Source organism: Sinomonas sp. B1-1 (genome assembly GCF_050474465.1).
GTDB lineage: Bacteria > Actinomycetota > Actinomycetes > Actinomycetales > Micrococcaceae > Sinomonas > Sinomonas flava.
On sequence record NZ_JBCHVF010000006.1, the window covers coordinates 137,762 to 161,979 of the forward strand.

Below are 24,218 nucleotides of genomic sequence, written 5' to 3' on the forward strand. Positions count from 1 at the left end.
GGGGGCTCGCGGCCACGGCAGCCGCGACGAGCCCGCCGGAGAGCGGGCGGAATCTGTGGTTCACAGTGTCATTCCTCCAGTGTGGGTGCGGGTCACTTCGTCTGTCCGGGCGGGTTCCCGGCGTTGTCGGACTTCGAGGTGAGGTTGAAGCCGATCACGAACGGGTCGTGGTCCGAGGACCGGAACGGGCCCGGCGCGTAGTAGTCGGTGACGTTGTAGTTGAAGCGGCTGTACTCGAGGGCCACCGACTCGACCGAGTTGATGTTCCAGATGTCGGCGCCGCTCACGGTCGCGTCCGCCGCGGGGGAGGCCAGCACGTGGTCGAGCGAGCCGACCATGCCGCCGAAGGCGTACGAGTGCTTGCCGGCGGTGCGCGGTCCCTGGTCGATGTAGCCCCCCTCCGCGAGCACGGCCATCGGATCCTCGAAGGCATAGGAATTGAAGTCGCCCAGGAGGAATACCTTCTCCGTGTTGGCGGCGGCCTTCATCTGCTCCGCGAAGCCGACCAGCGCGCGGGCCTGGGCTGTGCGGGCGAGGTTCGAGGCGCCCTGGCCCTTGTCGGTGTCCTCCGGGGTGGCAGCGGAGCCCTTGGACTTGAAGTGATTCACGATCGCCACGAATTTGGCCGCGTTGTTGCCGCCCACGGGCTTGAACGCCTGCGCGAGCGGCTGGCGGGCGAGCCCGGTGTAGGCGGGGTCGTCGAGGATCACCGACTCGTCGATCGGCTGCGCCACGTGCTTCTTGTAGATGAAGGCCGTGCGGATCACGTCCTCCTGCGCCGGCACCACCGAGGGGCTCGGGACAAAGGCCCACGTGGCCGCGCCGGTGGCGGCGTTGAGGGCGTTGACGAGGTTCTCGACCGCAGCGTCCCTCGGCAGGCCGAACTTCGCCGAGTTCTCGATCTCCTCGAGCGAGACGACGTCCGCGCCGGAGTCGTTGACCGCCGCGACGATCTTGGCCTGCTGCCGCCGGAAGCTCTCCGCGTTGGCGGCGCCGCGTGCATCGCAGCCACCGCGGACGGTGACTGGATTACCGTCGCGGTCGGTGTAGTAGGTGCACCCCGTGAGCTGGTCGCCCGTGGTGGGGAAGTAGTTGAGCACGTTGAACGTGGCCAGCTTGAGGGTGCCGCCGACGTCGGCCGGCTTGTCCGCGCGGGTGTTGCCGAAGTGCGCGGGCTGGGCCGTTGCGGCGTTCGACGGCGTGAGCTGCTCGAGCGGCTGCAGCTTCCACGTGCTGTTGCGCCAGTCGAAGACCGCGTCGCCGGAGAACGTCGCGGGCGAGCCGATCCGGACCGGATCGGTGGCGGTGAGGTACGGGAGCGGCTGGGCCTTCGTCAGGGCGTTGCTGAGGAAGTTGGTCGTGGCGCCGTCGTCGAGCGTGACACGGCGTGCCGCATTGTCGGCGACTGCCGCGTTGTACGCGTCCGAGCCGAAGGGTGCGAGCGCCGTCGGCTGCACGAGCGCGGACGTGCCCGCGGCGAGGCCGATCTCGCCGTACTGGTTCAGCGAGTAGTTGTCCGTGACCGTGAAGGGGCCCTCGGGGGCGACGAGCATGCCCTCGAGCGATTCCTTCGCCGATTCGGACAGGGGGAGGGCGAACGGTGTCGCCTTGACCTCCGGCACAGCCTCGGAGAGGACCCTGAGGCCTGAGGCCGCCACGCTCATCTGGGTGAGGTTGAAGTACTCGCTCACCGGTCCGGTCACCTCGACGTAGTCGCCGCGATGCACGCTGCCGGCCGTCGCCGGGGAGTACACGAAGATCGCATCCGATCCTGTGCGCTCGTCCGCCGGGGTCCCTCCAGTGCCGGGCGTCTGGATGTAGTAGCCGTTGAATCCGCCGGTCGCGTACGCGGCGGTGACCTTGCCCCGCGTTGTGACGGTCCGGCCCGCGAGGGGGCTCGCGGAGCCCGTGCCCTGGATGTCGGCAATGGCCTGGACAGCCGGCTTGGGGTCGGGAGTTGTGCCCGTGCCGGCGGACCCCGAATTCTGCGGGGTGATCGCGGTGCTCAGCGTGAAGTCCGCCGAGTTGTCGTCGGTGTCCCTGCCGCCGGCGCGGTTGAGGCTGCGCACATCGGTGGTGGCCGACGGCGCGGCTGCGGCTTTGGTCTCGAACGTGTTCGACGCGCCGTACCCGAGCAGGTCGGCGACGTCCGGATTGCCGGTGAGGCTCCCGGTCGGCAGCGTGAGTGCGCTGGTCGTGCGAGCCAGGATGAGCGTGCCGGTGGTGGCGGAGGGGTTGAGCGAGGCGGAGGAGACGTCCGGTGCCGGGAGGTCGGCAGCCGTCGACGTGGCACTGTTCGTGGCACCTCCGACGAGCAGGTAGCCGCCAGCCTTGATGGTCTTTCCGCTCAGGCTCACCGTGGCGTTGGACGGGCCCGTCCCGGTCGCCGAGCGGTACTGCAGCGACCACGTGCTCAGGTCGACATCCTGGGCAGAGGTGTTGCGCAGCTCGACGAACTTGTTCTTGAACGCGGCGCCGGCACTGCCGCCGGAGAGGTAGGCCTCGTTGATGACGACGCCGGGCGCAAGGTCGGCGGCCGCGGCTGGGAGCGCGGTGACTAGCGGCGACGCAACAGCCACCGCGGAGAGGGCAAGGGCCGCTCTCCGTAAAGGATTCCCCATATTCAGTTCTCTTTCACAGGAGTGATGGGCAGTGATGGGACACGCCGTAGCGAACCAGCCGAATGTGAACGGAAGTTTTCAGGATGCGGGCGGGGGCGTGTCCGGGTGCGGGGGACACGCCCTGGAGCGTCTACCCCTCGACGCCTTGCTCCCCGCCCTGGCCCAGGTCCTGCATGATCCGGAAGGGTGCGCCCATAGGGTCAGTGATGGCGGCCATGCGGCCGAACGGGGTGTCCACAGCCGGCATGAGGACGGTGGACCCCATGGCCATGGCCTTCTCGATGGCCTCGTCCGTGTTCTCGACGCCCCAGTAGACGGTCCAGTGCGACGGCACGCCCTCCGGCAGGTCGCGTGCCGCGTCGAAGATTCCGGCCTGGGAGTTCCGGCCCTCGCCGAGGGTCGTGTAGCGGAACTCGGGGGTGTCGCTCATCACCGAGGTCTTCCAGGCGAGCGCCCTCTGGTAGAAGTCCACGCTCCTGTCATAGTCCCGCGTGTGCAGCTCGAACCAGACGGGAGAGCCCGGCTCGGCGACCTTGCCGAAGCCCCTCATCCCGGTGGGCTGCCACACGCCGAATGCCGCGCCGCCGGCGTCGCCGAACACGGCCATGTGACCCTGCTCGGGCACCTCCATGGGGGCCAGGAAAACCTGCCCCCCAGCTTCGGCCACGGCATCTGCTGTCGCGTTGAGGTCCTCGCTCGCCAGGTACACCGTCCATACGTCCGGCATCCCGGGCTGGTCCTCCATCCGGCGCATGAGGCCCGCCACCGCCTGGCCGTCCTTCGACGCCGTGACGTAGCCTCCGTACGCCTCCTCGTCGCCGGCCTCGTACGTCCAGCCGAAGAGCGTCCTGTAGAACTCCTTCGAGCGTTCGATGTCGCTCGTCATGAGATCGGCCCAGCAGGGTGCGCCGGGAGTGAGCTGTGGTGCGGGCATGGGAGGCTCCTCGAGGTGGTCGAGCGCGTGTCTAGCCGAACGCCTCCGACGCTAAGCGGGGGGTCTGACACTTTTCAAGGCTCCCGTGAGCCTGACGCCGGTCCGGCGGCAGCCGCTCCTGCGCACGGACAGAAACAGGGAAGCGGCGCCGTCCGGACCTGGTCCGGAGGGCACCGCTTCCCCACCATGCACACGCGGAAGGTAAGGGATTTGAACCCTTGGTACGGGGTGACCGCACACTGGTTTTCAAGACCAGCTCCATAGGCCGCTCGGACAACCTTCCCTGTGCCTAGTAGTGTTTCACAGGCAAGCAATCTCGTGAAACCGACCCCTCCACCCGCAGAGGAGCGTCCAGCATGAAGGCCGTGTTCATCGCCGAGCCCGGAGGGCCCGACGTCCTGCAGGTGCGCGAGGTCGACGCGCCGGTGCCCGGCCCGGGCGAGGTGCTCATCGACGTCGTGGCCGCCGGCATCAACCGGGCGGACGTCCAGCAGCGGCGGGGCTTCTACCCGCCGCCCCCGGGGGCGTCGGAGGTCCCGGGGCTGGAGGTCTCCGGGCGGATCGCAGGCTTCGGGCCCGACGTGGCGCGGCCCTTCTCGGCGGGCGACAAGGTCGTCGCGCTCCTGTCCGGCGGGGGCTATGCGGAACAGGTCGCCGTGCCCGCGGAGCAGGTGCTCCGTATTCCTGAGGGCGTCGACCTGGTCACCGCGGCGGGCCTGCCGGAGACGGCCGCGACCGTCTACTCGAACCTCTTCATGACCGCCCAGCTGCAGCCCGGCGAGCTCCTCCTCGTGCACGGTGCGACCGGCGGGATCGGCACGATGGCGATCCAACTCGCCAAGGCGTACGGGGCGCGGGTCGCGGCGACGGCCGGGACGGAGGAGAAGGTCTCGACGGCCAGGGCCTTCCTCGGCGTGGACGTCGCCATCAACTACCACGAGGAGGACTTCGTCCAGGCCGTGCGCGATGCCTCCGAGGGGCGCGGCGCGGACGTGATCCTCGACGTCGTCGGCGCGAAGTACCTCGAGCGCAACATCGAGGCGCTCGCCACGTACGGGCGCCTCGTCGTCATCGGCCTCCAGGGCGGCGCCAAGGCGGAGCTCAACCTGGGGATGCTCCTGAACAAGCGCGCTGCCGTGATCGGCACGGCACTGCGCCCGCGGCCCGTCGAGGAGAAGGGGGTCATCATGACGGCCGTCAAGGAGCACGTGTGGCCCCTCGTGACGGATGGGCGCATCAAGCCGCTCGTCGACAAGACCTTCCCCCTCGCGGAGGTCGCCGCGGCCCACGAGTACTTCGACTCGGGGGAGCACGTCGGCAAGGTGCTCCTCACCCTCTAGCGCCGCTCGTCGCGCTTCGGCTACCGCTCGTCGCACCGGACGGCAGGGCCCGGAACCCCGGCTCCCACCGGACGTTCGGTGTGGCTATGGTCGGGACCGTCTGATCACTTCGCTCGAGGAGGAGCACCATGAGTTCCGTCTCTCGCGACGCTGGGGGAGCGTCGGAGACCACACCCGGACGGGGGCCAGGACTGGCCCAGGACCCGGCCCTGCCGCCGGTCGCCGTCGACCCCGCGACGCTCGAGGCCGAGGATCGCAGGTGGACCCCGACCAAGATCGCGATCTGGGCTGCGATCGCCCTCGTCGGCGGACTCGCCTGGGTCATGCTCGCCCTGGTCCGCGGCGAGACGGTGAACGCCATCTGGTTCGTGTTCGCCGCCGTCTGCACGTACCTCATCGGCTACCGGTTCTACTCGAAGTACATCGAGAAGTACCTGCTCAAGCCGAACGACGTCCGCGCGACTCCGGCAGAGTACAAGGCCGACGGCAAGGACTACGTCCGCACCGACCGCAACGTGCTCTTCGGGCACCACTTCGCGGCGATCGCCGGTGCGGGCCCGCTGGTCGGACCGATCCTGGCCGCGCAGATGGGGTATCTGCCCGGCACGCTGTGGATCATCGTCGGCGTGGTCCTGGCCGGCGCGGTGCAGGACTACCTCGTGATGTTCTTCTCGATGCGCCGCGGCGGCCGATCGCTCGGTCAGATGGCCCGCGAGGAACTCGGCGTGGTCGGCGGAACCGCTGCCCTCATCGCCACCCTGCTGATCATGATCATCATCGTCGCGATCCTCGCGCTGGTCGTCGTGAATGCCCTCGGCGAGAGCCCCTGGGGCGTCTTCTCGGTCGCCATGACCATCCCGATCGCGCTCTTCATGGGCGTGTACCTGCGGTTCATCCGCCCGGGCAAGGTCATGGAGGTCTCGATCATCGGCTTCGTGCTGCTCATGGCCGCTATCATCGGCGGCGGGGCCGTGGCGAACACCGGCTGGGGCCAGGCCCTCTTCCACCTGGACCGCCTCCCGATCGCCTGGGGGATCATCGTCTACGGCTTCATCGCTGCGGTGCTGCCCGTATGGCTCCTGCTCGCCCCGCGCGACTACCTCTCGACCTTCATGAAGATCGGCGTCATCGCGCTCCTCGCAATCGCGATCATCGTGGTCCGCCCCGAGATCACCGTGCCCGCATTCAGCGAGTACGCGTTCAAGGACAACGGCCCCGTGTTCGCGGGCGGCCTGTTCCCGTTCCTCTTCGTGACGATTGCGTGCGGCGCCCTCTCCGGATTCCACGCGCTCATCTCGTCCGGCACCACGCCCAAGCTCATCGAGAAGGAGCGCCAGACCCGCTTCATCGGCTATGGCGGCATGCTCATGGAGTCGTTCGTCGCGATCATGGCGCTCGTCGCGGCCGTGTCCATCGACCGAGGCCTGTACTTCGTCATGAACTCCCCGGCCAACCTCACCGGCGGTGCGGTCGAATCCGCCGCCGCGTGGGTCAACGGGCTCGGCCTGGCGGGCGTCAACGTGACCCCGGACCTCCTCGCGAGCACGGCGCAGAGTGTCGGTGAGCCCTCCATCGTCTCCCGTACCGGCGGCGCCCCGACCCTCGCCGTCGGCCTGAGCCACATCATGCAGCAGTTCATCGGCGGTGCAGGGCTGGCGGCGTTCTGGTACCACTTCGCGATCATGTTCGAGGCGCTGTTCATCCTCACGGCGGTCGACGCCGGCACCCGTGTGGCCCGCTTCATGCTGCAGGACTCGCTCGGCAACTTCATCCCGAAGTTCAAGGACACCTCGTGGCGTCCGGGGGCGTGGCTGTGCACGGCGATCATGGTCGCGGGCTGGGGCTACATCCTCATCCTCGGCGTGACCGATCCGCTCGGTGGCATCAACACATTCTTCCCGCTGTTCGGCATCGCCAACCAGCTGCTGGCGGCCATCGCCCTGGCGGTGTGCCTGGCGATCGCGGCCAAGCGCAGGTCGTTCAGGCACCTCTGGATCGTGGCGCTCCCGCTCGCGTTCGCGGCGGTCGTGACGATCACGGCGAGCGCGTACAAGATCTTCTCGCCCGTCCCGGCGGTGGGGTACTTCGCGCAGAACGCCGCGTTCGCCAAGGCCCTGGCCGACGGCAAGACCTCCTTCGGCACAGCCAAGACCGTCGCCGCGATGGAGGCCGTGGTCCGCAACACCATGGTGCAGGGGGTCCTGAGCGTCGTGTTCGTGGTGCTCTCGATCATCGTGATCATCACCGCGCTCATCGCGACGGTGAAGGCCTTCCGCGGCATCGGCGTGGACACGGACCAGGAGGACCCCGCCGTGCCCTCGCGTGTCTTCGCCCCGGCGGGGGTGGTCCCGACGCCTGCCGAGCGCGCCGTCCTCGCACAGTGGAGGGACGCCGGCCTCGACACCACCCCGGCGGCGCACCACTGATGAGCGGCTCGCCTCCCGCGCGCGGTGAGGGACGGACGACGGCGCTCGCCGCCGTCCGCTCGTCCCTCACCGCCGCGCGGGCGTACCTGCGCGGCGTCATGGGCGCGGACGCCTACGAGAAGTACCTCGAGCACCACCGCGCGGAGACGGCCGCCGGCCGGTGCGACCATGCGGCCATGACCGAGCGCGAGTTCTGGCGCGACCACGCCGACCGGCAGGACGCCAATCCGCAGGGCCGCTGCTGCTGACCGGGGCCAGGGCCGGCCGCGGGCGGGCTGGGCCCCGGCCCCGGCCGATGGTGGCCATCCAGCCGGGGAGGCGGCTCGTGAGAGTATGGCCCCATGACTGAACCCGGGAACGAGAACACGCCTTCCAGCGGCCTCGGCGACCAGGCGGAGGAGGCGGTGGAGGGCACCCCCGTCGAGGGGCCCGCGGCCGCCGGCGTCGCGGCGTCGTCCGTCCCGGGCCGCGAGCGGCGGGCGAGCCTCCAGGAGCTCGTGGACGAGCCGGCGAAGGTCATGCGGATCGGCACGATGATCCGCCAGCTGCTCGAGGAAGTGAAGGGTGCGCCGCTCGACGAGGCGGCGCGGAACCGCCTGGCGGAGATCCACGAGCGCTCGATCGCGGAGCTCGAGGACGGTCTCGCGCCCGAGCTGGTCGAGGAGCTGCACCGCATCACTCTGCCGTTCTCCGACGAGGCCGTCCCCAGTGAAGGGGAATTGCGCATTGCCCAGGCCCAGCTGGTGGGATGGCTCGAGGGACTCTTCCACGGGATCCAGACCGCGATCGCCGCCCAGCAGGCTGCCCACCAGCTCGCCGCCGCCCAGGTGCAGCTGCGGCAGCTCCCGCCGGGGACGATGATCGCCCCCGGCGTCGTCATCGGCGAGAACGGGGAGCCGCAGCGCTCACCGCACGGGGCCGGCGTGCGGCCCGGGGAACGGTCGGACCACGGTCCGGGCCAGTACCTGTGAGCGCGGCCGTGGGTCTCTTCAAGGCCGCCCTGTCGGGGCGGCGCGACGACGCAGAGCTCGGCAAGGGCCTTTGGCGCCGCGCCCACGACCGCTTCCGGCGCGGCCTCGACAGGTTCCACCAGGTGCTCGAAGGGATCGACGACGACACGCTGTACAGCGAGCTCGTGGTGATCGCGAACGCCCTCGCCGAGCTGCTTCCACGGGTGCGGGCGGTGTGCGTCGAGGCGCAGAAGCGGGCCCCGAGCGAGGGCTACGAGATCCCCGGCGACTTCGCCGCCCTCCACCGTGCCCTGTCCCGGGCGGGCAACGCCCTGGCGACCACGGCTGAAGCAGCTGCGATGCTGCGCCTCGCCGTCGGCCCGGTCCCTGTCGGCGCGCTCTCGGTCCAGCGCCGCGCCGCGACCGTCCTCGAGCATGTGGAGGAGGCCGAGGGGCTCCTGCGCGGCTGAGGTCGGAGACCGGTTTCTATTCCCGCGTTCGCGGATCGCGAATCTCGCAGGGCAATCCCGGCAAACTCCTTGCCGGCGGCACGCACGGTGGCAGGATGGAGCGCATGACTTCCGCAGAAACCCTGACGTCACCCGTGCTCACGTTCCACGATGGGAACACCATCCCCCAGCTCGGCTACGGCGTGTGGCAGGTCGAGGACGGCGTCGCCGAGAAGGTGGTGGCCGAGGCCTTCCGCGTCGGGTACCGGCACATCGACACCGCCGCCATCTACGGCAACGAGGAGGGCGTCGGCCGCGCCATCGCCTCGTCGGGCCTGCCCCGCGAGGACCTGTTCATCACCACCAAGCTGTGGAACGCCGACCAGGGCCGTGGCAAGGTGCAGCCCGCGTTCGAGGCGTCGCTCGACAAGCTGGGCCTCGACTATGTCGACCTGTACCTCATCCACTGGCTCCAGCCCAAGCGAGGCCTCTACGTCGAGACGTGGCAGGAGCTCGTGAAGCTCAAGGAGTCCGGGCGGGTCCGCTCGATCGGCGTCTCCAACTTCACGGTGGAGGCCCTCGAGGAGATCGAGCGGGAGACCGGCGTCCTGCCGGTCATCAACCAGGTCGAGACGCACCCCTACTTCCCGCAGGCCGAGCTGCGCGAGTTCGAGAAGTCCAAGGGGATCCTGCACGAAGCCTGGTCCCCGCTCGGCCAGGGCAAGGATCTCCTTGCCGATCCGGTGCTTGGCCGCATCGCCGAGAAGTACGGGGTCAGCATCCCGAACCTCGTGCTCGGCTGGCACCTCGCACTCGGCAACGTGGTGATCCCCAAGTCTGTGACGCCGGAGCGCATCGCGCAGAACTGGACGGCCGTCGCCCTCGACCTCGAGCCCGGGGACGTGGAGGCGATCTCGGCGCTCGACAAGGGCGCGTCCGGCCGCATCGGCGCCGACCCCGCCACGGCCGACTTCGCCTGACCGTCAGACTGGTCGCCCCTGTACCCGTCTGGGGGTCACCTCCTGGGGGTCACGTGATGTGACCTCCAGGATCTGACTCCCAGAACGTGACCCCCAGACGGGGGTGCGGGGGTCAGGGTCAGGCCACCCGGAACTGTTCCGCGTCCGAGTCCTTGAATGTCAGCCCGTTCCCCGGCCGGCCCGGGTCCGGGGTGATCGTGCCACCGGCGGGGTCCAGCACCCCGTCGAACAGCATCGCCTCCAGACGCACATGGTCATGGAACCACTCGAGGTGGCGGAGCGCCGGCGCGGCCGCGGCCGGCGCCGCCGAGATTGCCGGGGCGCAGTGCCCCGAGAACCCGACGGCGTGCGCCTGCGCAACAGTGGCAGCCCGGAGCCAGCCCGTGATCCCCCCGCACCGCGTCACGTCGGCCTGGACGCAGTCCACGGCGCCCGCCGCGCACATGCGTTCGACGTCGGCCAGCCGGGTGAGGTACTCGCCGGCGGCGACGTCCGCGGAGATGGACTCCCGCACGAAGCGCAGGCCCGAGAGGTCCTCACTCGAGACCGGCTCTTCGAACCACGAGAATCCCGCCCCGTGGGCAGCCGCCGCCAGACGCGCGGCCTGCTTGGGCGTGTAGGCGCCGTTCGCGTCGACGAACAGTTCGGCGTCGGGACCGATGGCCTGCCGGGCGACGAGCATCCGTTCGATGTCCCGCTGCTCGGCCGAGCCCCGGTCCTGGCCGATCTTGATCTTGACCCGCGGGATGCCCTGGTCCGCGACCCATCCGCCGAGCTGGTCCGACAGCTGCCCGTCCGCGTAGGTGGTGAACCCGCCGCTGCCGTAGACCGGCACGTCCTCCCGCGCCGCTCCGAGGAGCCGGTGGAGCGGAAGCCCCGCGAGCCGCGCGGCGAGGTCCCACAGCGCGCAGTCGACGGCCGACGCCGCGTAGGCGCCCGCGCCTGACTGGCCGATGTTCCGCAGGGCGCGGGCCATCGCCTCCGCGCAGGCGGGGACGGCGAAGGCGTCAGATCCCACGACCACGGGCGCGAGCGCGTCCGAGACAAGGCCGACGAGCGCCGAGGGCCCGTACGTGTAGCCGAGGCCCTCGACGCCGCCGGCCTTCACCTGCACGACGACAATGGTCGTCGAGTCCCATGCGAACGTCCCGTCCGCCTCCGGCATGTCGGTGGGCACCGTGTAGGCCGCGGCCCGGACCTCCGAGACCGGCGCGCCGGAGACGGGCGCTCCCGTCGCGGGGTCCTTCACCCCGCTCATGAGCGGTGCCCGGGCAGCAGCTCCTGGACCTTGGTCTTGAGGCCCTCCTTGATGAAGTCCCACGCGTTGGGATCGCCCTTGATCGCGCTCTTGGCGGCATTCATCGCCTGTTCGAGCGTCGCATGGGGCGGGATGGGCGGCACGTTCGGATCGGTCCGGACGTTCAGCACGGTCCGTCGGGTGGCTCCGAGGGCCTCGTCCCAGGCGGCGCCAAGTCTGAAGAGCGTCGGCAGGTCCACCTCCTGCTGGTAGGAGCCGCCGAGGGAACTGCGCGCACGATGGATCGCGGCTTCGAACGCGCTCATCTCCTTGTGCCGAGCCTGGACGAACTTCGGCCTCTTGCCCGCCCCGAGCGCGGTCACGATGCCGTTGATGCCGTCGCCCGGATAGCCGAAGACCGTCTCGACATCCCACCCCGTGAGCCGGTCGAGCAGGTACTCTGCAACGTTCTGTGACGCCATGTCAGCTTCTCTCCCCTTGCTGGTTGACGCGCCGCCTCCACTCGGGTGCGGCGTCTGCCGCTGTACCCCCGGGCGGCGGCCCGAAACGCATCCACGGGGCCGGTCTCCTCAAGGGGGCGGCTGGGCCAGGCGTACGCTGGGCCGCATGAGCCACGCCGGGACGCCTCAGGAGGCGCACGACGGCGGCGACGCGCCCGCCGTCGGCGGGTCACCGCCGTCGGAGGCCGGCAGGGGGAACGGCTCGTGGGCGTCGTCGCCCGCGATCCGGAAGACGATGCTCGGCAACCGCTCGAGGGACACCGCGCCCGAGCTGCGAGTGCGGCGCGCCGTCCACGCCATGGGCCTGCGGTACCGAGTGGCGGTCAGGCCGGTTCCGACCCTGCGCCGCACAGCGGATCTCGTGTTCAGCCGTGCCCGCGTGGCCGTGTTCATCGACGGCTGCTACTGGCACGGCTGTCCCGAGCACTACATCGAGCCCGCCCGCAACGTCGACTACTGGCGGCCGAAGATCGCGCGCAACCGGGAGCGGGACGCGGAGACAACCGCAGCGCTCATCTCGGCGGGCTGGCGGGTCCTGCGCTTCTGGAGCCATGAGGACCCGCACGACGTCGCCGGACGGATTGCGGCGGCGGTCCGGACGGCCCGGAGCGAACCGGGCTCTTGATTGATTCGGCGGCAAGGGGGTAATCAGCCACAAGCTGACCCACCCCAGGAGGTGCCCGCATGGACTCAACCCAGCTCGCATGGCTCATAGTCGGGATCGCGGTCCTGATCGTGATCATCATCATCGTGGCCGTCGTCGCGCGACGACGCTCCGCACAGCACAAGCAGCAGATGCACGAGCGCGCCGAGGAGATCCGCGCCGAGGCAGCCCAGCACGAGCTCGACGTCCGCGAGCGCGAGGCCAAGGCCAAGGAGGCGCAGGCCCGCGCCGAGCGTGCCGAGGTCGAGGCGGCCCGGCTGCGCCAGCAGGCCGACGAGACCCAGGGCGCCACGCGTGAAGAACGCGAGCGCATCGCCGAACGGCGCCAGCACGCCGACAAGCTCGACCCGAACGTGCCCGACCGTTCGGACCGGTCAGGCCGCGGCGACGGTTCGCGCCACGACGACGCTCCGGCAGCGGACCACCAGCCGGTGCACGACCGCGGCTCCGAGGTCCGCGGCGATGGCCGCCACGTCCAGGACGACGTCCGAACCGTGCAGGACGGCCACCCCGTGCAGGACGACCACCCAGTGCATGACGACGCTCGCCGGGAGGACGCGAACAGGGTTCCGGACCGTGAGGGTCGGGACGCGCCTGGTGCCACCCGCGAGACGGACCGCGACACCACTGCCGAGAGGCCGGACAGGAGGACGCCGTGACCCACAGCGTGAACCCGATCCAGATCCAGAAGTTCCTCGAAGGCATCGACTACCCCGCCGACCGGTCAGCGCTACTCGACGCCGCGCGCAGCCAGAACGCGGACGACAACGTCATCCGGGCCATCGAAGGGATCCCCGAGGGGTCCTACGAGAAGCCCACCGAGGTCAGCCAGGCGATCGTCGAGGCCGGCCGCAAGCACGACTGACCACGCGCGCCTGACTATGCGCGACCGAGCACTTCGGACACAGCGGCGGGGCCGCGATCCACCAAGGATCGCGGCCCCGACGTGGTTGTGCACCCATCGCTCAGAACGGCTTGCCGCCTGTCACGGGGACGACCGCCCCGGAGATGTAGCTGCCCTCATTGGAGGCCAGGAGGACGTACGCCGGCGCGAGTTCCGCGGGCTGCGCTGCGCGTCCCAGCGGAGTGTCCTGCCCGAACTCCGGCACATGCTCAGGCCAGCCGGTGGACGGGATGAGCGGGGTCCAGACGGGCCCCGGCGCGACCGCGTTGATGCGGATGCCCTGCTGGCCGAGCTGGGGCGCCAATGCCTTCACGAGCGCTACTTGAGCCGCCTTGGTCATGGCGTAGTCGAACAGCCCCGCCGAGGGCTGCACCGACTGGATCGAGCTGGTGATGATGATCGACGCCCCCGACTCGAGGTGGGGCAGCGCCGACCGGAGGATCCAGAACTGGCTGTACAGGTTCGTCCGCAGCACCCGGTCGAATTCCTCGGTGCTCACGGTGTCCACGCCGTCGCGCGCCTGCTGGTAGGCGGCGTTGAGGACGATCACGTCCAGGCGTCCGAGCTTCTCGCGCACCTGCTGCGGGAGCGATGCCGAGAAGTCCTCGTCGCGGAGGTCCCCCTCGATCGCCACGGCCGTGCGGCCAGCTGCCTCGATCTCGCGGACGGTTGCGTCGGCGTCGTCCTTCTCCATGGGCTGGAACGTGAAGGCGACGTCGGCGCCCTCCCGGGCGAAGGCGATCCCCACAGCCCGGCCGATTCCGGAGTCGCCGCCCGTGATGAGTGCGGCCTTGCCGCGCAGGCGGCCGTGGCCCTCGTAGGTCTGCTCGCCGTGGTCGGGCTGCGGCGTGGTCTCTGCTGTGGTTCCGGGAGCCTCCAGGTCCTGCGGGGGAGCGTCCACCTGGGGATGCTCGGACCGGGGATCGGGGCTCGGTGACGAACTGGGAAGCTGCTCCGTCATTGCTGCTCCTGAATCGGTGTGCGCTGAACGGCCTCGGCTTGACCTGGGTCCCACGCTACGCGCCACCCGTGCCCCGCGGAAGGCGCCCGCGGCCGGCGTCGGGCGGAGCCGGGTCCGGGCAGCGGGCGCGGGGTTGGGCGGAGCGCAAAAGGGTAGTGAGGCCGTCATGGGGCGTGCGAACAGGAGGCGCCGCGGCGCCGTGTTGACCCGCCGTCGGGCGGGGAAGGGCTTCGTGTATCTCGACGACGAGGGGTCGCGCATCGACGACCCGCAGATCCTCGAGCGCATCAAGGCCCTGGCGATTCCGCCTGCGTGGCGTCGGGTGACCATCTCCGCCGCGCCCGGGGCGCGGCTCCAGGCAACCGGAATCGACGCAGCGGGCCGCCGCCAGTACCTCTACCACCCTTCGTGGCGCGAGCGCCAGGACGCGCGCAAGTTCGCCAGGGCGCTGCAGCTGGCGCGCAGGCTTCCCTCCGTCCGCCGGACCGTGACGCGTGACCTCCGCGGCGAACGGGGGCCGCGGCAGCAGGCGCTTGCCGCCGCCGTGCGACTCGTCGACAAAGCCGGTCTGCGCGTGGGAAGCCGTCGGTACGCACGCGAGAACGGCACGTTCGGCGCGACCACGCTCACCCGTGCGCATGTCAGCGTGGACGGTGAGCGGGTCAGCCTTGACTTCCCCGGCAAGTCGGGGGCCCGGTGGACTGTCGACCTCGTCGACCCCGACCTTGCCCGCTACCTCGCACCGCACGCGGCAGGGCGCTCGCGCCGGGCGGCACTCGGCTACGACGACGGCCATGGCTTCCAGTCGATCGGCCCGTCCGGCGTCAACGGCTACCTCCGGCAGATCTCAGGGCTCGGGGTGAGCGCCAAGGACCTTCGGACCTGGCGTGGGACTGCCGTGGCGGGCGCGTCCCTCGCCTGGAGCCACGACGCCGGCCTGGATGCGGAGACCGCGTGGCGCAAGGCGGTGTCCGAGGCCGCGGAGTGGCTCAACAACACCCCCACGGTTGCCCGTGGCTCGTACCTCGACCCCAGGCTGCTCGTCGCGTATGAAGAGGGGCGCACAGCGCGTAGCCCCTCGGACGCCGCCGTGGCGGACCTCCTGGAAGAGGCCTCCGGGGGAGCCCCGCCGTCGGGGACTCGTGAGAACGCCGGGACGGCGTGACGCCAAGACGGCGGGCCGGACCCCAGCGTCCGTCCCGCCGTCAGTCATCTGCCCGAAGCCGTCAGGGGCTTTCCGGGAATTGGTCGGTCGTGGTCCCCTCGGTGTCCCCGTCGCGCGGGGCGAGGTAGCGCTCGCCTTCCTCTGTGCGCTCGACGACGTACTCCGCCTCGACGGCGTCCATCGCGGCCTGGTCCACCTCGTTGGGCGGCTTCACGGGGCCTGGGTTCGGCGTCCGCTCGGCGTCGCCCCAGACGGCGCCGAGGCCCTTGGAGGAGGGCGTCACGTCCGTGGTCTCCGGGGCAGCCTCGTCGTCGTGCGGATTGCGGGGGACCGGCCTTCCCGGCTCGTCGCGCAGACCGTCGCGGTCGAGATGTGGATCGCGGGCGTTCGTCATAGCGTGCGTCCTCTCCTCTGGGCCGTCGCAGAGCGCGGCATAGGCATTGACCCAACTCCTTCCCCCGAAGGCCGAGGGCGAAACGAAGAGTGGGCGGCTCGGAGCGAGCAACAGGAAACGTCACAAGAAACGGGATCGAGAATCGCTGAAGCTTCTCCTTGGAGGGTTGTGGCGGCCAAAGGAGAGTGGGACTGTGGAAATGGAGTCAAGCAACCGGCCCCGAAATCATCAAGAGGGCGGGTGCTGACCGTGGAGCTTGGTACATCATGAATGCGGGGCCGCTGCAGCGGAACGCGCTGATGTCCTCGACTCTCCACCCCTTCACCGACGGCATCCACGCGGCCATCGGCTGCGCACTCCTTCTTCGAGCCTTGATCTCGGCGCAGGCCCCTCTCGGTTCCACCCCTGCGAGGTGGAGCCGAGGAACTCCTCAGCTCTGAGAGCCAATGCTCCAACCCCAGCGAGGAGGAAAAACTCGCCGTGAAGACCGTTCACCAGGGGACCCGGACGACGTCTCCTTCATTCACTCGACCTGACCGTGCGGCAGCCAAGGGGGTCGTTGCCCTGAGGACCCGGCCTGGCCCGCTCGTCCGGGCAGTGGCACCGGCCGCGCTGGCCACCCAGGCACTCACCGCCGGCCGCCTCGCCGTCGAATACCTCGGCGTCGCTGACGCCCTCGCCCGCCGATTCCGCTGCCCCGGGCACGACGCCGACGACCTCCGCCAGGTGGCCCGGCTCGGACTCATGAAGGCCGCCCAGAGGTACCGCGCCGCGCTCGGTCACGGATTCGTTCCGTACGCAGTGCCGACCATCACTGGCGAGCTCAAGCGCTATCTGCGTGACCAGTCCTGGGTCGTCCGCCCGCCCCGGGCCATCCAAGAGCTTCGGCTGAGGCTAAACTCCGTGCGACCAGGGCTCGCCCAACGTCTCGGCCACGATCCCACGACGGCTGAGCTGAGCGACGAATCAGGGGTTCCGGTCGCGGAGGTGGCCGAAGCCCAGATCGCCGAGGCCGCGATGGTCGGCCAGCCGATCGAACACGGCGACTCCTCCGAGGACCCGGAGGAAAGGCGGGTCAGCTACATCTTCGGGTCGGAGGACCCGGGGTACGAACGAGTCGAGCAGATGCAGGCCCTTGCGGGGGCCCTCGAAGGCGCGACGGAGGCGGACAAGCGTCTCCTCTACCTCCGCTTCGTCGAGGAGATGACTCAGGACGCGATTGCCGAAGAGCTCGGTGTGAGCCAGATGCAGGTTTCCCGGCTTCTGCGGAAGCTGCTCGACCGGCTGCGCAGGCGCATGGCCGCCTAGCGGGTCACTCCTCCAAGTCCTCGGCCCTCAACGGCCGGGAAGGCGCTCGGCGCCGTCGGCCGCATCCACGCGGGCGACGGCGTCGAGCACGTGTCCGGGCAGGACGGCCAGGATCGCCGGGTCCGGCTCGTCGGAGAACGGGTCGCCGCGCCTTACGGCAGCATCCGTGAGGACGATGTGCGGCCCGTCGGCGGGAGGCCCCCACTGCTCGGGGGCGGCAGGGCCGAACAGCACGACCGACGGAGTGCGGTAGGCGCTCGCGAGGTGTGCCGCGGAGGTGTCCGCCGTGATGACGACGCGCGCGGCGCGCACCGCGGCCGCGAACTCGTCGAGCGCCCACTCCCCGGCCACGCAGGCGCTCTCGGGGAGGCCCGCGGCCGTCGTGACGTCCTGCGCACGCGGACGGTCGGCCGCCCCGCCGGTGACGACGACGTCGTGCCCGTCCGAAGCGAGCTGGCACGCCACGGCGGCGAATCTCCCGACGGGCCACTGCCGGCTCCCGTAGGCGGCCCCCACATGGACGATCGTGGCGCCGACCGCCGGGGCGCTCGCCTCAGGCTCGCCCAGCCGATAGTCCTCGGCGTCGGCCGCGATGCCGTGCCAGCGCAGGAGGCGGACCCACCGCTCGCGTTCGTGGAGCGTGTCATCCCAGACGGGGCCCGGCCACCCCTTCGCCTCATGGCCCAGCCGGTGCGCAGGCTGGAGCTCCTCGAGGCGGGTCCGGCTCTCGACCCCCTTGCCGTGCAGGTTCACGGCGACATCCACGGGTCCCAGCGGCGGGAGCGGATCGTCGAGCCCGGGGGTGGGAAGAAGCCTGTTGATGCCCCCGATGAGCGGGACGATGGGCTCGAGCCAGGAAGCCGCCGCGAGCACGAGCTCGTGCTGGGGGAAGGCCCGCCGCAGGCCGCGGAGCGCCGGGACGGCCACGAGCAGGTCCCCGAGCTTGAGCGCCCGCAGGACGAGGAGCACGGGCTTGGCGTCTGAAGCGGACATGGCACCTCCGGGTCGTTCTCCAGGAGCGCCCGCGGCCTGAGCGTCGATGAGGGTCGTCCCCCCTTAAGAGGTTTATTGTAACTTCTCGCGGGAACTGCTCCTTCATGGAGAACCGCCGCCGGAATACCGCAGGGCACGCCAGGGCCAGAGGGCCGCGCCGCCCGTGGATCCCGCGTGCCGTCCTGTTCGACCGAGACGGCACCCTCGTCCACGACGTCCCGTACAACCGGGATCGGCGCCTCGTACGCCCCATGCCCGATGCGGCGCGGGTGCTGGACGAGCTGCGCGAGGCGGGGATTCCCACAGGTGTCGTGTCCAACCAGTCCGGTGTCGGGCTCGGCATCATCAGTCCCGACGAGCTCGACGCCGTGAATGCGCGCGTCGAGGAGCTCCTCGGACCCTTCGACACGTGGCAGGTCTGCCCCCACGGACCGGACGCGCGCTGCCGCTGCCGCAAGCCCCAGCCGGGCCTGATCCTCGCAGCCTGCTCCGCCCTCGGCGTTGCTCCCTCGGACGCCCTCGTCATCGGCGACATCGGCAAGGACATGGAGGCCGCGCGGCGCGCAGGCGCCCGCGGCGTCCTGGTGCCCACACGCGTGACGCGCCGGCAGGAAGTCCTGGAGGCACCGGCGGTGGCCGGTGACCTCACCTCCGCGCTCATCCTGGCGTTCGGCAGCCGGGAGCTGGCGGCTTCCGAGCCACTGGCCACCGGCACCGGAGGTGCTCAGTGAAGCGAGTCCTCGTTGCTCGCCTCGACAGCCTGGGAGACGTCGTCCTCGCGGGCCCCGCAGTGCGGGCCGTCGCGTCGAGCGCGCTTCCGGTGCTCCTGACGGGTCCACGCGGGAGCGCTGCCGCAGAGCTGCTTCCCGGGGTCGACCGCGTCGTGGAATGGGACTGTCCCTGGATTGCCAACCCCGCGCCTCCGGCCACCCCACGCCACCTGCGCCGCCTCGAGCGGCTTGTCGCGGGCCTCCACGTGGAGGAAGCCGTCGTCCTCACGTCCTTCCACCAGTCGCCGCTGCCCCTCGCGCTCGAGCTGCGCCTCTGCGGCGTGCAGCGCATCACCGGCCTGTCGGAGGACTACCCGGGCAGCCTCCTCGACGTACGCGTGACGAGCAGGGATGTCCCCTGGAGCGTCCACGAGGTGGACCGGGCCCTCGCCATCGCCGCGGCCGCAGGGTTCACCCTTCCGGCTGACGACGCCGGCCTCCCGGCACTCGGGCCGACGCAGCCCTCGGGCCTGAGGCCGGAGGGGGACTACGTGGTCGTCCATCCTGGCGCGGACGCCCCCTCGCGTGCGTGGCCGGCGGCCAACGCCGAACAGCTCGTCGAGCTGCTCGCCGCGCGGGGCCTCCAGCCGGTGGTCACGGGCGCCCCCGGTGAACGGGCTCTCACGGCCAGGGTTGCGGGGGACCACGGAATCGACCTCGGGGGGAGCACGCCTCTGCCCGCTCTCGCCGACGTGCTCGCGGGAGCGCGGGCCGTCGTCGTGGGCAACACCGGACCGGCGCATCTCGCGGCCGCGGCGGGCACCCCCGTCGTGAGCCTCTTCTCACCGGTCGTGCATGCCGGCGTGTGGGCGCCCCGCGGCGCACCCGTCGTGGTGCTCGGAGACCAGGACGCCCCGTGCGCGGCGACCCGTGCGCGCACGTGTCCGGTCGAGGGGCACCCATGTCTGGCCCGAGTGGGCCCGGCCGAGGCGCTCGCCGCCGTCGAGAGCCTCCTCGCCGAGCACAGCGGGGTGGTGGCCTGATGCGCATCCTGCTCTGGCACGTCCACGGAGGGTGGACCGACGCCTTCGTCCGCGGTCCCCACGAGTACATCCTCCCGGTCGACGGCAAGCGCAGCGAGTGGGGGCTTGGCCGCGGCGGACGCGACTGGCCCGCGGCGACGGAGGCAACCTCGGACGAGCTCGTGCGCGACGCGGGGACGATCGATGCCGTCGTGCTCCAACGGGCCGCCGAGGCGGACCGGCTGCGCAGCCTCACCGGACTGACGGCCGGGATCGACGTGCCCGCCGTGTACGTGGAGCACAACACCCCCCGCGGCCGCGTCCCCGACACGCGGCACCCCCTCTCAGGACAGCGCGAGATCCTGGTGGTGCACGTCACCCACTTCAACGCGCTGATGTGGGACTGCGGCGTCGCGCCCACGCGCGTGATCGAGCACGGCGTGGCCGACCCGGGCCTGCTGTACACGGGGGAGCTGCCCCGGCTCGGCGTCGTCGTGAACGAGCCGGTGCGCCGCGGCCGCACCGCGGGCACCGACCTTCTCCCGCGCTTCGCCGCCGCGGCACCGCTGGATGTCTACGGCATGGGCGGTGACCGCCTGAGGCGCGCTACGCGGCTGGGCCCCGACCGGCTGCGCTGGGCCGGCGACGTCCCGCCGCCTCGGCTGCACACCGAGCTCGGCCGCCGGCGGGCGTACGTCCATCCCTTTCGGTGGACCTCGCTCGGACTCGCACTCATCGAGGCCATGCAGGCCGGCATGCCCATCCTCGCCGTCGGCGCGACCGAGGTGTGGCGCGCCGTTCCGCCTGAGGCCGGCCGCGTCAGCTCGAACCCCTCGGAGCTCGTCGCCGCGGCGCGGCGCTTCATCGCCGACGAGTCCGCGGCGCGGGAAGCGGGGCTCGCGGCCCGGGAGGCAGCGCTCGCCCGCTATGGGCTTGCGAGGTTCCTGGCCGACTGGGACGCGGTCCTGGATGAGGCGGCCGGGGGACTCTTCTCGCACCAGCGGGGCCGATCGGACCCCCCGGGACACACCGCCTTCCCGAGCCACCGGGACCAGATGTGGAAGGAGCAGGAATGAAGATCTCGATGGTGTCGGAGCACGCGAGTCCTCTCGCCGCTATCGGCGGGGAGGATGCAGGCGGCCAGAACATCCACGTAGCAGAGCTCTCCGCAGCCTTGGTGCGCCGCGGCCACGGAGTCACGGTGTTCACCCGGCGGGACAGCCATCGCCTCCACTGGGAGCAGATGCTCCCCACCGGAGTGACCCTCGTCAACGTCGACGCCGGGCCGCCCCGCTCGATCCCCAAGGACAAGCTCCTGCCGCACATCCCGGAGTTCGCCGAGCGGCTCGCGGAGTACTGGCACGGCGACACGCCGGACATCGTCCACGGGCACTTCTGGATGTCGGGCATCGCATGCATCGAGGGCGTCGGGAAGATCGAGAGCCTCGGCTTCGCACCCCCGGTCGTCGCCGAGACGTTCCACGCGCTCGGAGTCGTCAAGCGGCGCCACCAAGGCGCGGACGACACGAGCCCTCCCGAACGGGAGGCGCTAGAACCGTGGGTCGCCCGCTCCGTCGACCGGGTGATCGCCACCTGCCCCGACGAGGCCTTCGAGCTGCGCACCCTCGGCGTCAACCGCCGCCGCATCTCAGTCGCGCCCTGCGGGGTGGACACCCTCCGCTTCACCCCGGATGGACCGGCACGGGTGCGCGGGGGGCGCCTGCGGCTCGCGGTGATCGGCCGGCTCGTGCCGCGCAAGGGGATCGACATCGTGATCGAGGCTCTCGCGCAGCTGGCCAAGGCCGGCACGCGCGGGGTCGAGCTGCTCATTGTCGGCGGATCCAGCGCCAAGGACCGCGTCGCGGCGGACCCCGAGGCCCGGCGGCTCCGCGACCTGGCCGACTGGCTCGGCGTCGGAAATCAGGTCATCTTCACCGGTCAGGTTCCGCGCGACGAGATGCCCGCACTCATGCGCAGCCTCGACGTCGTCGTGTGCACGCCCTGGTACGAGCCGTTCGGCATCGTGCCGCTGGAGGCGATGGCGAGCGGCGTGCCTGTCATCGCCGCGGCGGTCGGCGGCCTCGCGGAGACGGTGGTCGACGGGGTGACCGGGTTCCACGTGCCGCCGCGCTCACCCGAGGCGCTCGCCGAGGCGATCAGGGTGCTTGCGGAGGATCCGGCGCGGCGCGCCTCCCTGGGGGCGGCCGGCGTCGAACGTGCCCGCAACCGCTACACGTGGGACCGGGTCGCCGAGGACACGGAGCGGATCTACCGCGTCATGCGGGAACACTGGGAGCGGCCCGAGGCGGATGTCGCGATGTCGCGCAGCAGACTGCGCCGCGTGCAGGAGGGGGCCTGAGGATGAACGGCGTCCCTTTTCCCCGGCCGGCCGCACTCGGCGGCGTGAACGGCACCTCCCGCTCCGACGGCCTACGCGCCATCGGCGCCCGGCGCCGCGCCATCCGTCCCGTGGACGGTACGACGTTCCTCGAAGACCGCATCTCCGACCACCTCGGCGGCTCTGCGCGCACCCTTGAGGGCCTCCAGAGCCATGCCCCGCTGCTGGCACGGTGGGCGCAGCACCTCGCGGTGCGCCTGGCCGACGGCGGCAGGCTCCTCGTCGCCGGGAACGGCGGCTCTGCGGCGGAGGCCCAGCACCTCACCGCGGAGCTCGTGGGCCGGTACGACGGCGAGCGGCGCCCTTTCTCGGCCATCGCCCTCCACGGCGACAGCTCCGCCGTGACGGCCATCGGCAACGACTACGGCTACGAGCAGGTCTTCGCCCGTCAAGTCCGCGCCCACGCGCGGCCGGGCGACATCGTGCTGCTGCTCTCGACCTCGGGGGCGAGCCAGAACCTCCTGTGCGCGGCCGAGGCCGCACGGGAATGCGGGGCCGTCTCGTGGGCCCTCACCGGGCCCGCGCCCAATCCGCTCGAATCCGCCGTCGACGAGGCGCTCACGCTCGAGGGCCCCGGCTGCCACGTCCAGGAGTCCCAGCTCGTGGCGATCCATGCCCTGTGCACCTGCTTCGACGCCCTCATCAGGGCCACGGAGACGCCCGCAGGACGTGATGCGCCCCTCGGAATCGACCAGCCATCAATGAAGGGAGGACGGCCATGAGGATCGTCGTCGTGGGAGACACCCTGCTCGATATCGACCTTGCGGGGCATGCCGGACGCCTCTGCCCGGACGGCCCAGCCCCCGTCGTCGACGTCCAGAGCCGCCGCGAACGGGCCGGCGGCGCCGGGCTCGTGGCGACGCTGCTCGCCCAGGACGGGCACGACGTCGACCTCGTCACCGCCCTGTCCGACGACGCCGCCGCCGACCGCGTGCGTTCCCTGCTGCAGTCCGTGCACATCCACGAGGGCGTGCTTGGCGGCCCCACGCCGACCAAGATGCGCGTCGCCGCCGACGGGCAGCGCATCGCCCGGATCGACGAGGGATGCGGGCAGAAGCCGTTCCCCCTGGTCGACGAGTCGATGCTCGTCCCGCTGGAGGCGGCGGACGCCATCGTGGTGGCCGACTATGGGCGCAGGCTCCTCGAGGCCCCGCCGCTGCGGGCCGCGCTTGAGGCGGCCTCCCGCCGCGTCCCGGTGGTCTGGGACCCGCACCCGCACGGCGCCCGCCCCACCGGCGGCGTGGCGGCAGTGACACCGAACCTGTCCGAGCTGCTGGACCTGTCCGGACGCGATGTCAGCGGGCTGGGAGCGATCGCGACCGCGGCAGGCCGGCTGCGGGACCGCTGGCATGCGCAGTCCGTGGTCGTGACCCTCGCGGAACGCGGCGCGCTCCTGTGCGACAACGGAAGCGCCATCCACATCGGTGTCCCGAGCGCCGGGCTGCGCATCGAGGACGCGTGCGGCGCGGGCGACCGCTTCGCTTCGGCCCTCGCGGCGTCCCTGGCCGGTGGCAGCAGCCTCGAGGAGGCGGTCGAGACGGCCGTGGCCGCCTCCGTCGGGTTCCTCGCTGCCGGTGGCGTCGCCGCGCTGGACCCCACCCCCCAGCCCTCGAACGGGCAGGGGCCAGCCGAGTCCGTCGGCGACGACGAGTCGCCGGCGTTCGCCCTCGCGCGCCGTGTCCGGGCGGAGGGCGGGCGCGTGGTCGCGGCGGGAGGCTGCTTCGACCTGCTCCACGCGGGGCACCTGCGGCTCCTCGAAGCCGCCCGCGGCCTCGGCGACTGCCTCATCGTCTGCCTGAACTCGGACTCGTCCGTGCGCCGGCTCAAGGGAGAGAGCAGGCCCGTGATGGACGAGCGCGACCGAGCCGACCTGCTCCTCGGGCTCAGCTGCGTCGACGCCGTGGAGATCTTCTCCGAGGACACACCGGAGCGGCTCCTCGCCGGGCTGCGTCCCGACGTCTGGGTCAAGGGCAGCGACTACGACGCCGAGCAGCTGCCGGAGTCGGCGCTCCTGCGCCGGTGGGGCGGCGAAGTGGTCACCGTTCCCCTCCAGCCCGGGCGCTCGACGACGTCGCTCGCCTCCGCGATCGCGGCCCTCGGCTGAGGTGTGCCACGGCTGAGCCCCACTCTTCGACCCGTCCGACCGAAACCCGACGACATGACACCAGGAGGAACCTGCGCCATGACTGAAGCCCTGCAGACCAACGAGACCCTGACGACCCGGACCGACGCCTCTCGCAC

The 24,218-nt window shown here is 71.2% G+C and carries 23 protein-coding genes, 1 tRNA gene and 1 pseudogene; 17 read left to right on the top strand and 8 right to left on the bottom strand.

All coding sequences use genetic code 11. The annotated features are described in order from the left end of the window. Positions 1–127: 127 nt before the first annotated feature. From ACQ5BE_RS11080 to ACQ5BE_RS11090, 3 genes and pseudogenes are all read right to left on the bottom strand, one after another. Positions 128–2,621 (bottom strand): annotated as a pseudogene (locus ACQ5BE_RS11080) (ExeM/NucH family extracellular endonuclease); the annotation flags it as partial. A 130-nt stretch (positions 2,622–2,751) separates the two neighbouring features. After that, on the bottom strand, positions 2,752–3,555 hold the full coding sequence (locus ACQ5BE_RS11085; protein WP_430297078.1) for a VOC family protein: 804 nt from the start codon (positions 3,553–3,555) through the stop codon (positions 2,752–2,754). Between the two features lie 195 nt (positions 3,556–3,750). Then, a tRNA-Ser gene (locus tag ACQ5BE_RS11090) sits at positions 3,751–3,838 on the bottom strand. A gap of 73 nt (positions 3,839–3,911) precedes the next feature. Between ACQ5BE_RS11090 and ACQ5BE_RS11095 the strand changes: the two genes are divergently transcribed. From ACQ5BE_RS11095 to ACQ5BE_RS11120, 6 genes are all read left to right on the top strand, one after another. Then, a complete protein-coding gene (locus ACQ5BE_RS11095) occupies positions 3,912–4,895 on the top strand; it encodes an NAD(P)H-quinone oxidoreductase (protein ID WP_430297079.1) in 984 nt (327 codons plus the stop codon). A gap of 128 nt (positions 4,896–5,023) precedes the next feature. Beyond that, positions 5,024–7,321, top strand: a complete 2,298-nt coding sequence (locus tag ACQ5BE_RS11100; protein WP_430297080.1) for a carbon starvation CstA family protein — start codon at positions 5,024–5,026, stop codon at positions 7,319–7,321. Then, positions 7,321–7,569, top strand: coding sequence for a YbdD/YjiX family protein (locus ACQ5BE_RS11105; RefSeq protein ID WP_430297081.1), 249 nt, complete (start codon positions 7,321–7,323; stop codon positions 7,567–7,569). The genes ACQ5BE_RS11100 and ACQ5BE_RS11105 overlap by 1 nt, the downstream gene beginning before the upstream one ends. 93 nt (positions 7,570–7,662) lie before the next feature. After that, complete coding sequence (locus ACQ5BE_RS11110) at positions 7,663–8,292, top strand: bacterial proteasome activator family protein (protein WP_430297082.1); 630 nt, start codon at positions 7,663–7,665, stop codon at positions 8,290–8,292. Positions 8,293–8,300: 8 nt separating this feature from the next. Next, the gene (locus ACQ5BE_RS11115) at positions 8,301–8,741 is read left to right on the top strand and encodes a hypothetical protein (protein ID WP_208712821.1); all 441 of its coding nucleotides are present in this window, start codon (positions 8,301–8,303) and stop codon (positions 8,739–8,741) included. Between the two features lie 104 nt (positions 8,742–8,845). Beyond that, the gene (locus ACQ5BE_RS11120) at positions 8,846–9,700 is read left to right on the top strand and encodes an aldo/keto reductase (RefSeq protein WP_430297083.1); all 855 of its coding nucleotides are present in this window, start codon (positions 8,846–8,848) and stop codon (positions 9,698–9,700) included. Positions 9,701–9,818: 118 nt separating this feature from the next. On the opposite strand, the gene ACQ5BE_RS11125 is transcribed toward ACQ5BE_RS11120, so the two are convergent. Further along, entirely contained in the window at positions 9,819–10,958 is a 1,140-nt protein-coding gene (locus ACQ5BE_RS11125; RefSeq protein ID WP_430297084.1) for an enolase C-terminal domain-like protein, read from the bottom strand. Next, positions 10,955–11,419 (bottom strand): thiamine pyrophosphate-binding protein, encoded by a 465-nt coding sequence (locus ACQ5BE_RS11130; protein WP_430297085.1) that lies wholly within the window; start codon positions 11,417–11,419, stop codon positions 10,955–10,957. Before ACQ5BE_RS11130 ends, ACQ5BE_RS11125 begins: the two co-directional genes overlap by 4 nt. Positions 11,420–11,564: 145 nt before the next feature. Here ACQ5BE_RS11130 and ACQ5BE_RS11135 point away from each other — a divergent pair, with 145 nt between their 5' ends. Genes ACQ5BE_RS11135 through ACQ5BE_RS11145 form a run of 3 tightly spaced genes read left to right on the top strand, consistent with a single transcriptional unit; the run spans position 11,565 to position 12,987 of the window. Beyond that, complete coding sequence (locus ACQ5BE_RS11135) at positions 11,565–12,083, top strand: very short patch repair endonuclease (RefSeq protein WP_430297086.1); 519 nt, start codon at positions 11,565–11,567, stop codon at positions 12,081–12,083. A gap of 59 nt (positions 12,084–12,142) precedes the next feature. Beyond that, complete coding sequence (locus ACQ5BE_RS11140; RefSeq protein ID WP_430297087.1) at positions 12,143–12,781, top strand: hypothetical protein; 639 nt, start codon at positions 12,143–12,145, stop codon at positions 12,779–12,781. Further along, positions 12,778–12,987, top strand: a complete 210-nt coding sequence (locus ACQ5BE_RS11145; protein ID WP_430297088.1) for a DUF2795 domain-containing protein — start codon at positions 12,778–12,780, stop codon at positions 12,985–12,987. Before ACQ5BE_RS11140 ends, ACQ5BE_RS11145 begins: the two co-directional genes overlap by 4 nt. Before the next feature lie 100 nt (positions 12,988–13,087). On the opposite strand, the gene ACQ5BE_RS11150 is transcribed toward ACQ5BE_RS11145, so the two are convergent. Further along, positions 13,088–13,987, bottom strand: a complete 900-nt coding sequence (locus tag ACQ5BE_RS11150) for an SDR family oxidoreductase (RefSeq protein WP_430297089.1) — start codon at positions 13,985–13,987, stop codon at positions 13,088–13,090. Positions 13,988–14,186: 199 nt separating this feature from the next. Here ACQ5BE_RS11150 and ACQ5BE_RS11155 point away from each other — a divergent pair, with 199 nt between their 5' ends. Then, positions 14,187–15,152 carry a DNA topoisomerase IB gene (locus ACQ5BE_RS11155; protein WP_430297090.1) on the top strand — a complete coding sequence of 322 codons (966 nt, stop codon included), beginning with the start codon at positions 14,187–14,189 and terminating at the stop codon, positions 15,150–15,152. A 61-nt stretch (positions 15,153–15,213) separates the two neighbouring features. Here the strand turns inward: ACQ5BE_RS11155 and ACQ5BE_RS11160 are convergent, their stop codons facing one another. Then, complete coding sequence (locus tag ACQ5BE_RS11160; protein ID WP_430297091.1) at positions 15,214–15,546, bottom strand: hypothetical protein; 333 nt, start codon at positions 15,544–15,546, stop codon at positions 15,214–15,216. A 597-nt stretch (positions 15,547–16,143) separates the two neighbouring features. On the opposite strand from ACQ5BE_RS11160, the gene ACQ5BE_RS11165 reads away from it, so the two are divergent. After that, positions 16,144–16,854, top strand: coding sequence for a sigma-70 family RNA polymerase sigma factor (locus ACQ5BE_RS11165; RefSeq protein WP_430297092.1), 711 nt, complete (start codon positions 16,144–16,146; stop codon positions 16,852–16,854). Positions 16,855–16,881: 27 nt separating this feature from the next. On the opposite strand, the gene ACQ5BE_RS11170 is transcribed toward ACQ5BE_RS11165, so the two are convergent. After that, positions 16,882–17,847 (bottom strand): glycosyltransferase family 9 protein, encoded by a 966-nt coding sequence (locus tag ACQ5BE_RS11170; protein WP_430297093.1) that lies wholly within the window; start codon positions 17,845–17,847, stop codon positions 16,882–16,884. 104 nt (positions 17,848–17,951) lie between these two features. On the opposite strand from ACQ5BE_RS11170, the gene ACQ5BE_RS11175 reads away from it, so the two are divergent. From ACQ5BE_RS11175 to rfaE2, 6 genes are read left to right on the top strand one after another with little or no spacing between them, the layout of a single operon-like run. Further along, entirely contained in the window at positions 17,952–18,578 is a 627-nt protein-coding gene (locus ACQ5BE_RS11175) for a D-glycero-alpha-D-manno-heptose-1,7-bisphosphate 7-phosphatase (protein WP_430297094.1), read from the top strand. Then, positions 18,575–19,600: a glycosyltransferase family 9 protein gene (locus tag ACQ5BE_RS11180; RefSeq protein ID WP_430297095.1), complete on the top strand. Its 1,026-nt coding sequence runs from the start codon at positions 18,575–18,577 to the stop codon at positions 19,598–19,600. The genes ACQ5BE_RS11175 and ACQ5BE_RS11180 overlap by 4 nt, the downstream gene beginning before the upstream one ends. Continuing rightward, a complete protein-coding gene (locus ACQ5BE_RS11185) occupies positions 19,600–20,655 on the top strand; it encodes a glycosyltransferase (protein ID WP_430297096.1) in 1,056 nt (351 codons plus the stop codon). The genes ACQ5BE_RS11180 and ACQ5BE_RS11185 overlap by 1 nt, the downstream gene beginning before the upstream one ends. Beyond that, entirely contained in the window at positions 20,652–21,938 is a 1,287-nt protein-coding gene (locus ACQ5BE_RS11190; RefSeq protein ID WP_430297097.1) for a glycosyltransferase, read from the top strand. The genes ACQ5BE_RS11185 and ACQ5BE_RS11190 overlap by 4 nt, the downstream gene beginning before the upstream one ends. 2 nt (positions 21,939–21,940) lie before the next feature. After that, positions 21,941–22,699: a D-sedoheptulose-7-phosphate isomerase gene (locus ACQ5BE_RS11195; protein ID WP_430297098.1), complete on the top strand. Its 759-nt coding sequence runs from the start codon at positions 21,941–21,943 to the stop codon at positions 22,697–22,699. Further along, positions 22,696–24,081 (top strand): D-glycero-beta-D-manno-heptose 1-phosphate adenylyltransferase, encoded by a 1,386-nt coding sequence (rfaE2, locus tag ACQ5BE_RS11200; RefSeq protein WP_430297099.1) that lies wholly within the window; start codon positions 22,696–22,698, stop codon positions 24,079–24,081. Before ACQ5BE_RS11195 ends, rfaE2 begins: the two co-directional genes overlap by 4 nt. The last annotated feature ends 137 nt before the right edge of the window (positions 24,082–24,218 follow it).

Bases quoted from the DNA above. Each gene is read 5' to 3' on its own strand.
- ACQ5BE_RS11085 (WP_430297078.1), bottom strand. From the start codon at position 3,555: ATGCCCGCACCACAGCTCACTCCCGGCGCACCCTGCTGGGCCGATCTC.
- ACQ5BE_RS11095 (WP_430297079.1), top strand. From the start codon at position 3,912: ATGAAGGCCGTGTTCATCGCCGAGCCCGGAGGGCCCGACGTCCTGCAG.
- ACQ5BE_RS11100 (WP_430297080.1), top strand. From the start codon at position 5,024: ATGAGTTCCGTCTCTCGCGACGCTGGGGGAGCGTCGGAGACCACACCC.
- ACQ5BE_RS11105 (WP_430297081.1), top strand. From the start codon at position 7,321: ATGAGCGGCTCGCCTCCCGCGCGCGGTGAGGGACGGACGACGGCGCTC.
- ACQ5BE_RS11110 (WP_430297082.1), top strand. From the start codon at position 7,663: ATGACTGAACCCGGGAACGAGAACACGCCTTCCAGCGGCCTCGGCGAC.
- ACQ5BE_RS11120 (WP_430297083.1), top strand. From the start codon at position 8,846: ATGACTTCCGCAGAAACCCTGACGTCACCCGTGCTCACGTTCCACGAT.
- ACQ5BE_RS11125 (WP_430297084.1), bottom strand. From the start codon at position 10,958: ATGAGCGGGGTGAAGGACCCCGCGACGGGAGCGCCCGTCTCCGGCGCG.
- ACQ5BE_RS11130 (WP_430297085.1), bottom strand. From the start codon at position 11,419: ATGGCGTCACAGAACGTTGCAGAGTACCTGCTCGACCGGCTCACGGGG.
- ACQ5BE_RS11135 (WP_430297086.1), top strand. From the start codon at position 11,565: ATGAGCCACGCCGGGACGCCTCAGGAGGCGCACGACGGCGGCGACGCG.
- ACQ5BE_RS11140 (WP_430297087.1), top strand. From the start codon at position 12,143: ATGGACTCAACCCAGCTCGCATGGCTCATAGTCGGGATCGCGGTCCTG.
- ACQ5BE_RS11150 (WP_430297089.1), bottom strand. From the start codon at position 13,987: ATGACGGAGCAGCTTCCCAGTTCGTCACCGAGCCCCGATCCCCGGTCC.
- ACQ5BE_RS11160 (WP_430297091.1), bottom strand. From the start codon at position 15,546: ATGACGAACGCCCGCGATCCACATCTCGACCGCGACGGTCTGCGCGAC.
- ACQ5BE_RS11170 (WP_430297093.1), bottom strand. From the start codon at position 17,847: ATGTCCGCTTCAGACGCCAAGCCCGTGCTCCTCGTCCTGCGGGCGCTC.
- ACQ5BE_RS11175 (WP_430297094.1), top strand. From the start codon at position 17,952: ATGGAGAACCGCCGCCGGAATACCGCAGGGCACGCCAGGGCCAGAGGG.
- ACQ5BE_RS11185 (WP_430297096.1), top strand. From the start codon at position 19,600: ATGCGCATCCTGCTCTGGCACGTCCACGGAGGGTGGACCGACGCCTTC.
- ACQ5BE_RS11190 (WP_430297097.1), top strand. From the start codon at position 20,652: ATGAAGATCTCGATGGTGTCGGAGCACGCGAGTCCTCTCGCCGCTATC.
- ACQ5BE_RS11195 (WP_430297098.1), top strand. From the start codon at position 21,941: ATGAACGGCGTCCCTTTTCCCCGGCCGGCCGCACTCGGCGGCGTGAAC.
- rfaE2 (WP_430297099.1), top strand. From the start codon at position 22,696: ATGAGGATCGTCGTCGTGGGAGACACCCTGCTCGATATCGACCTTGCG.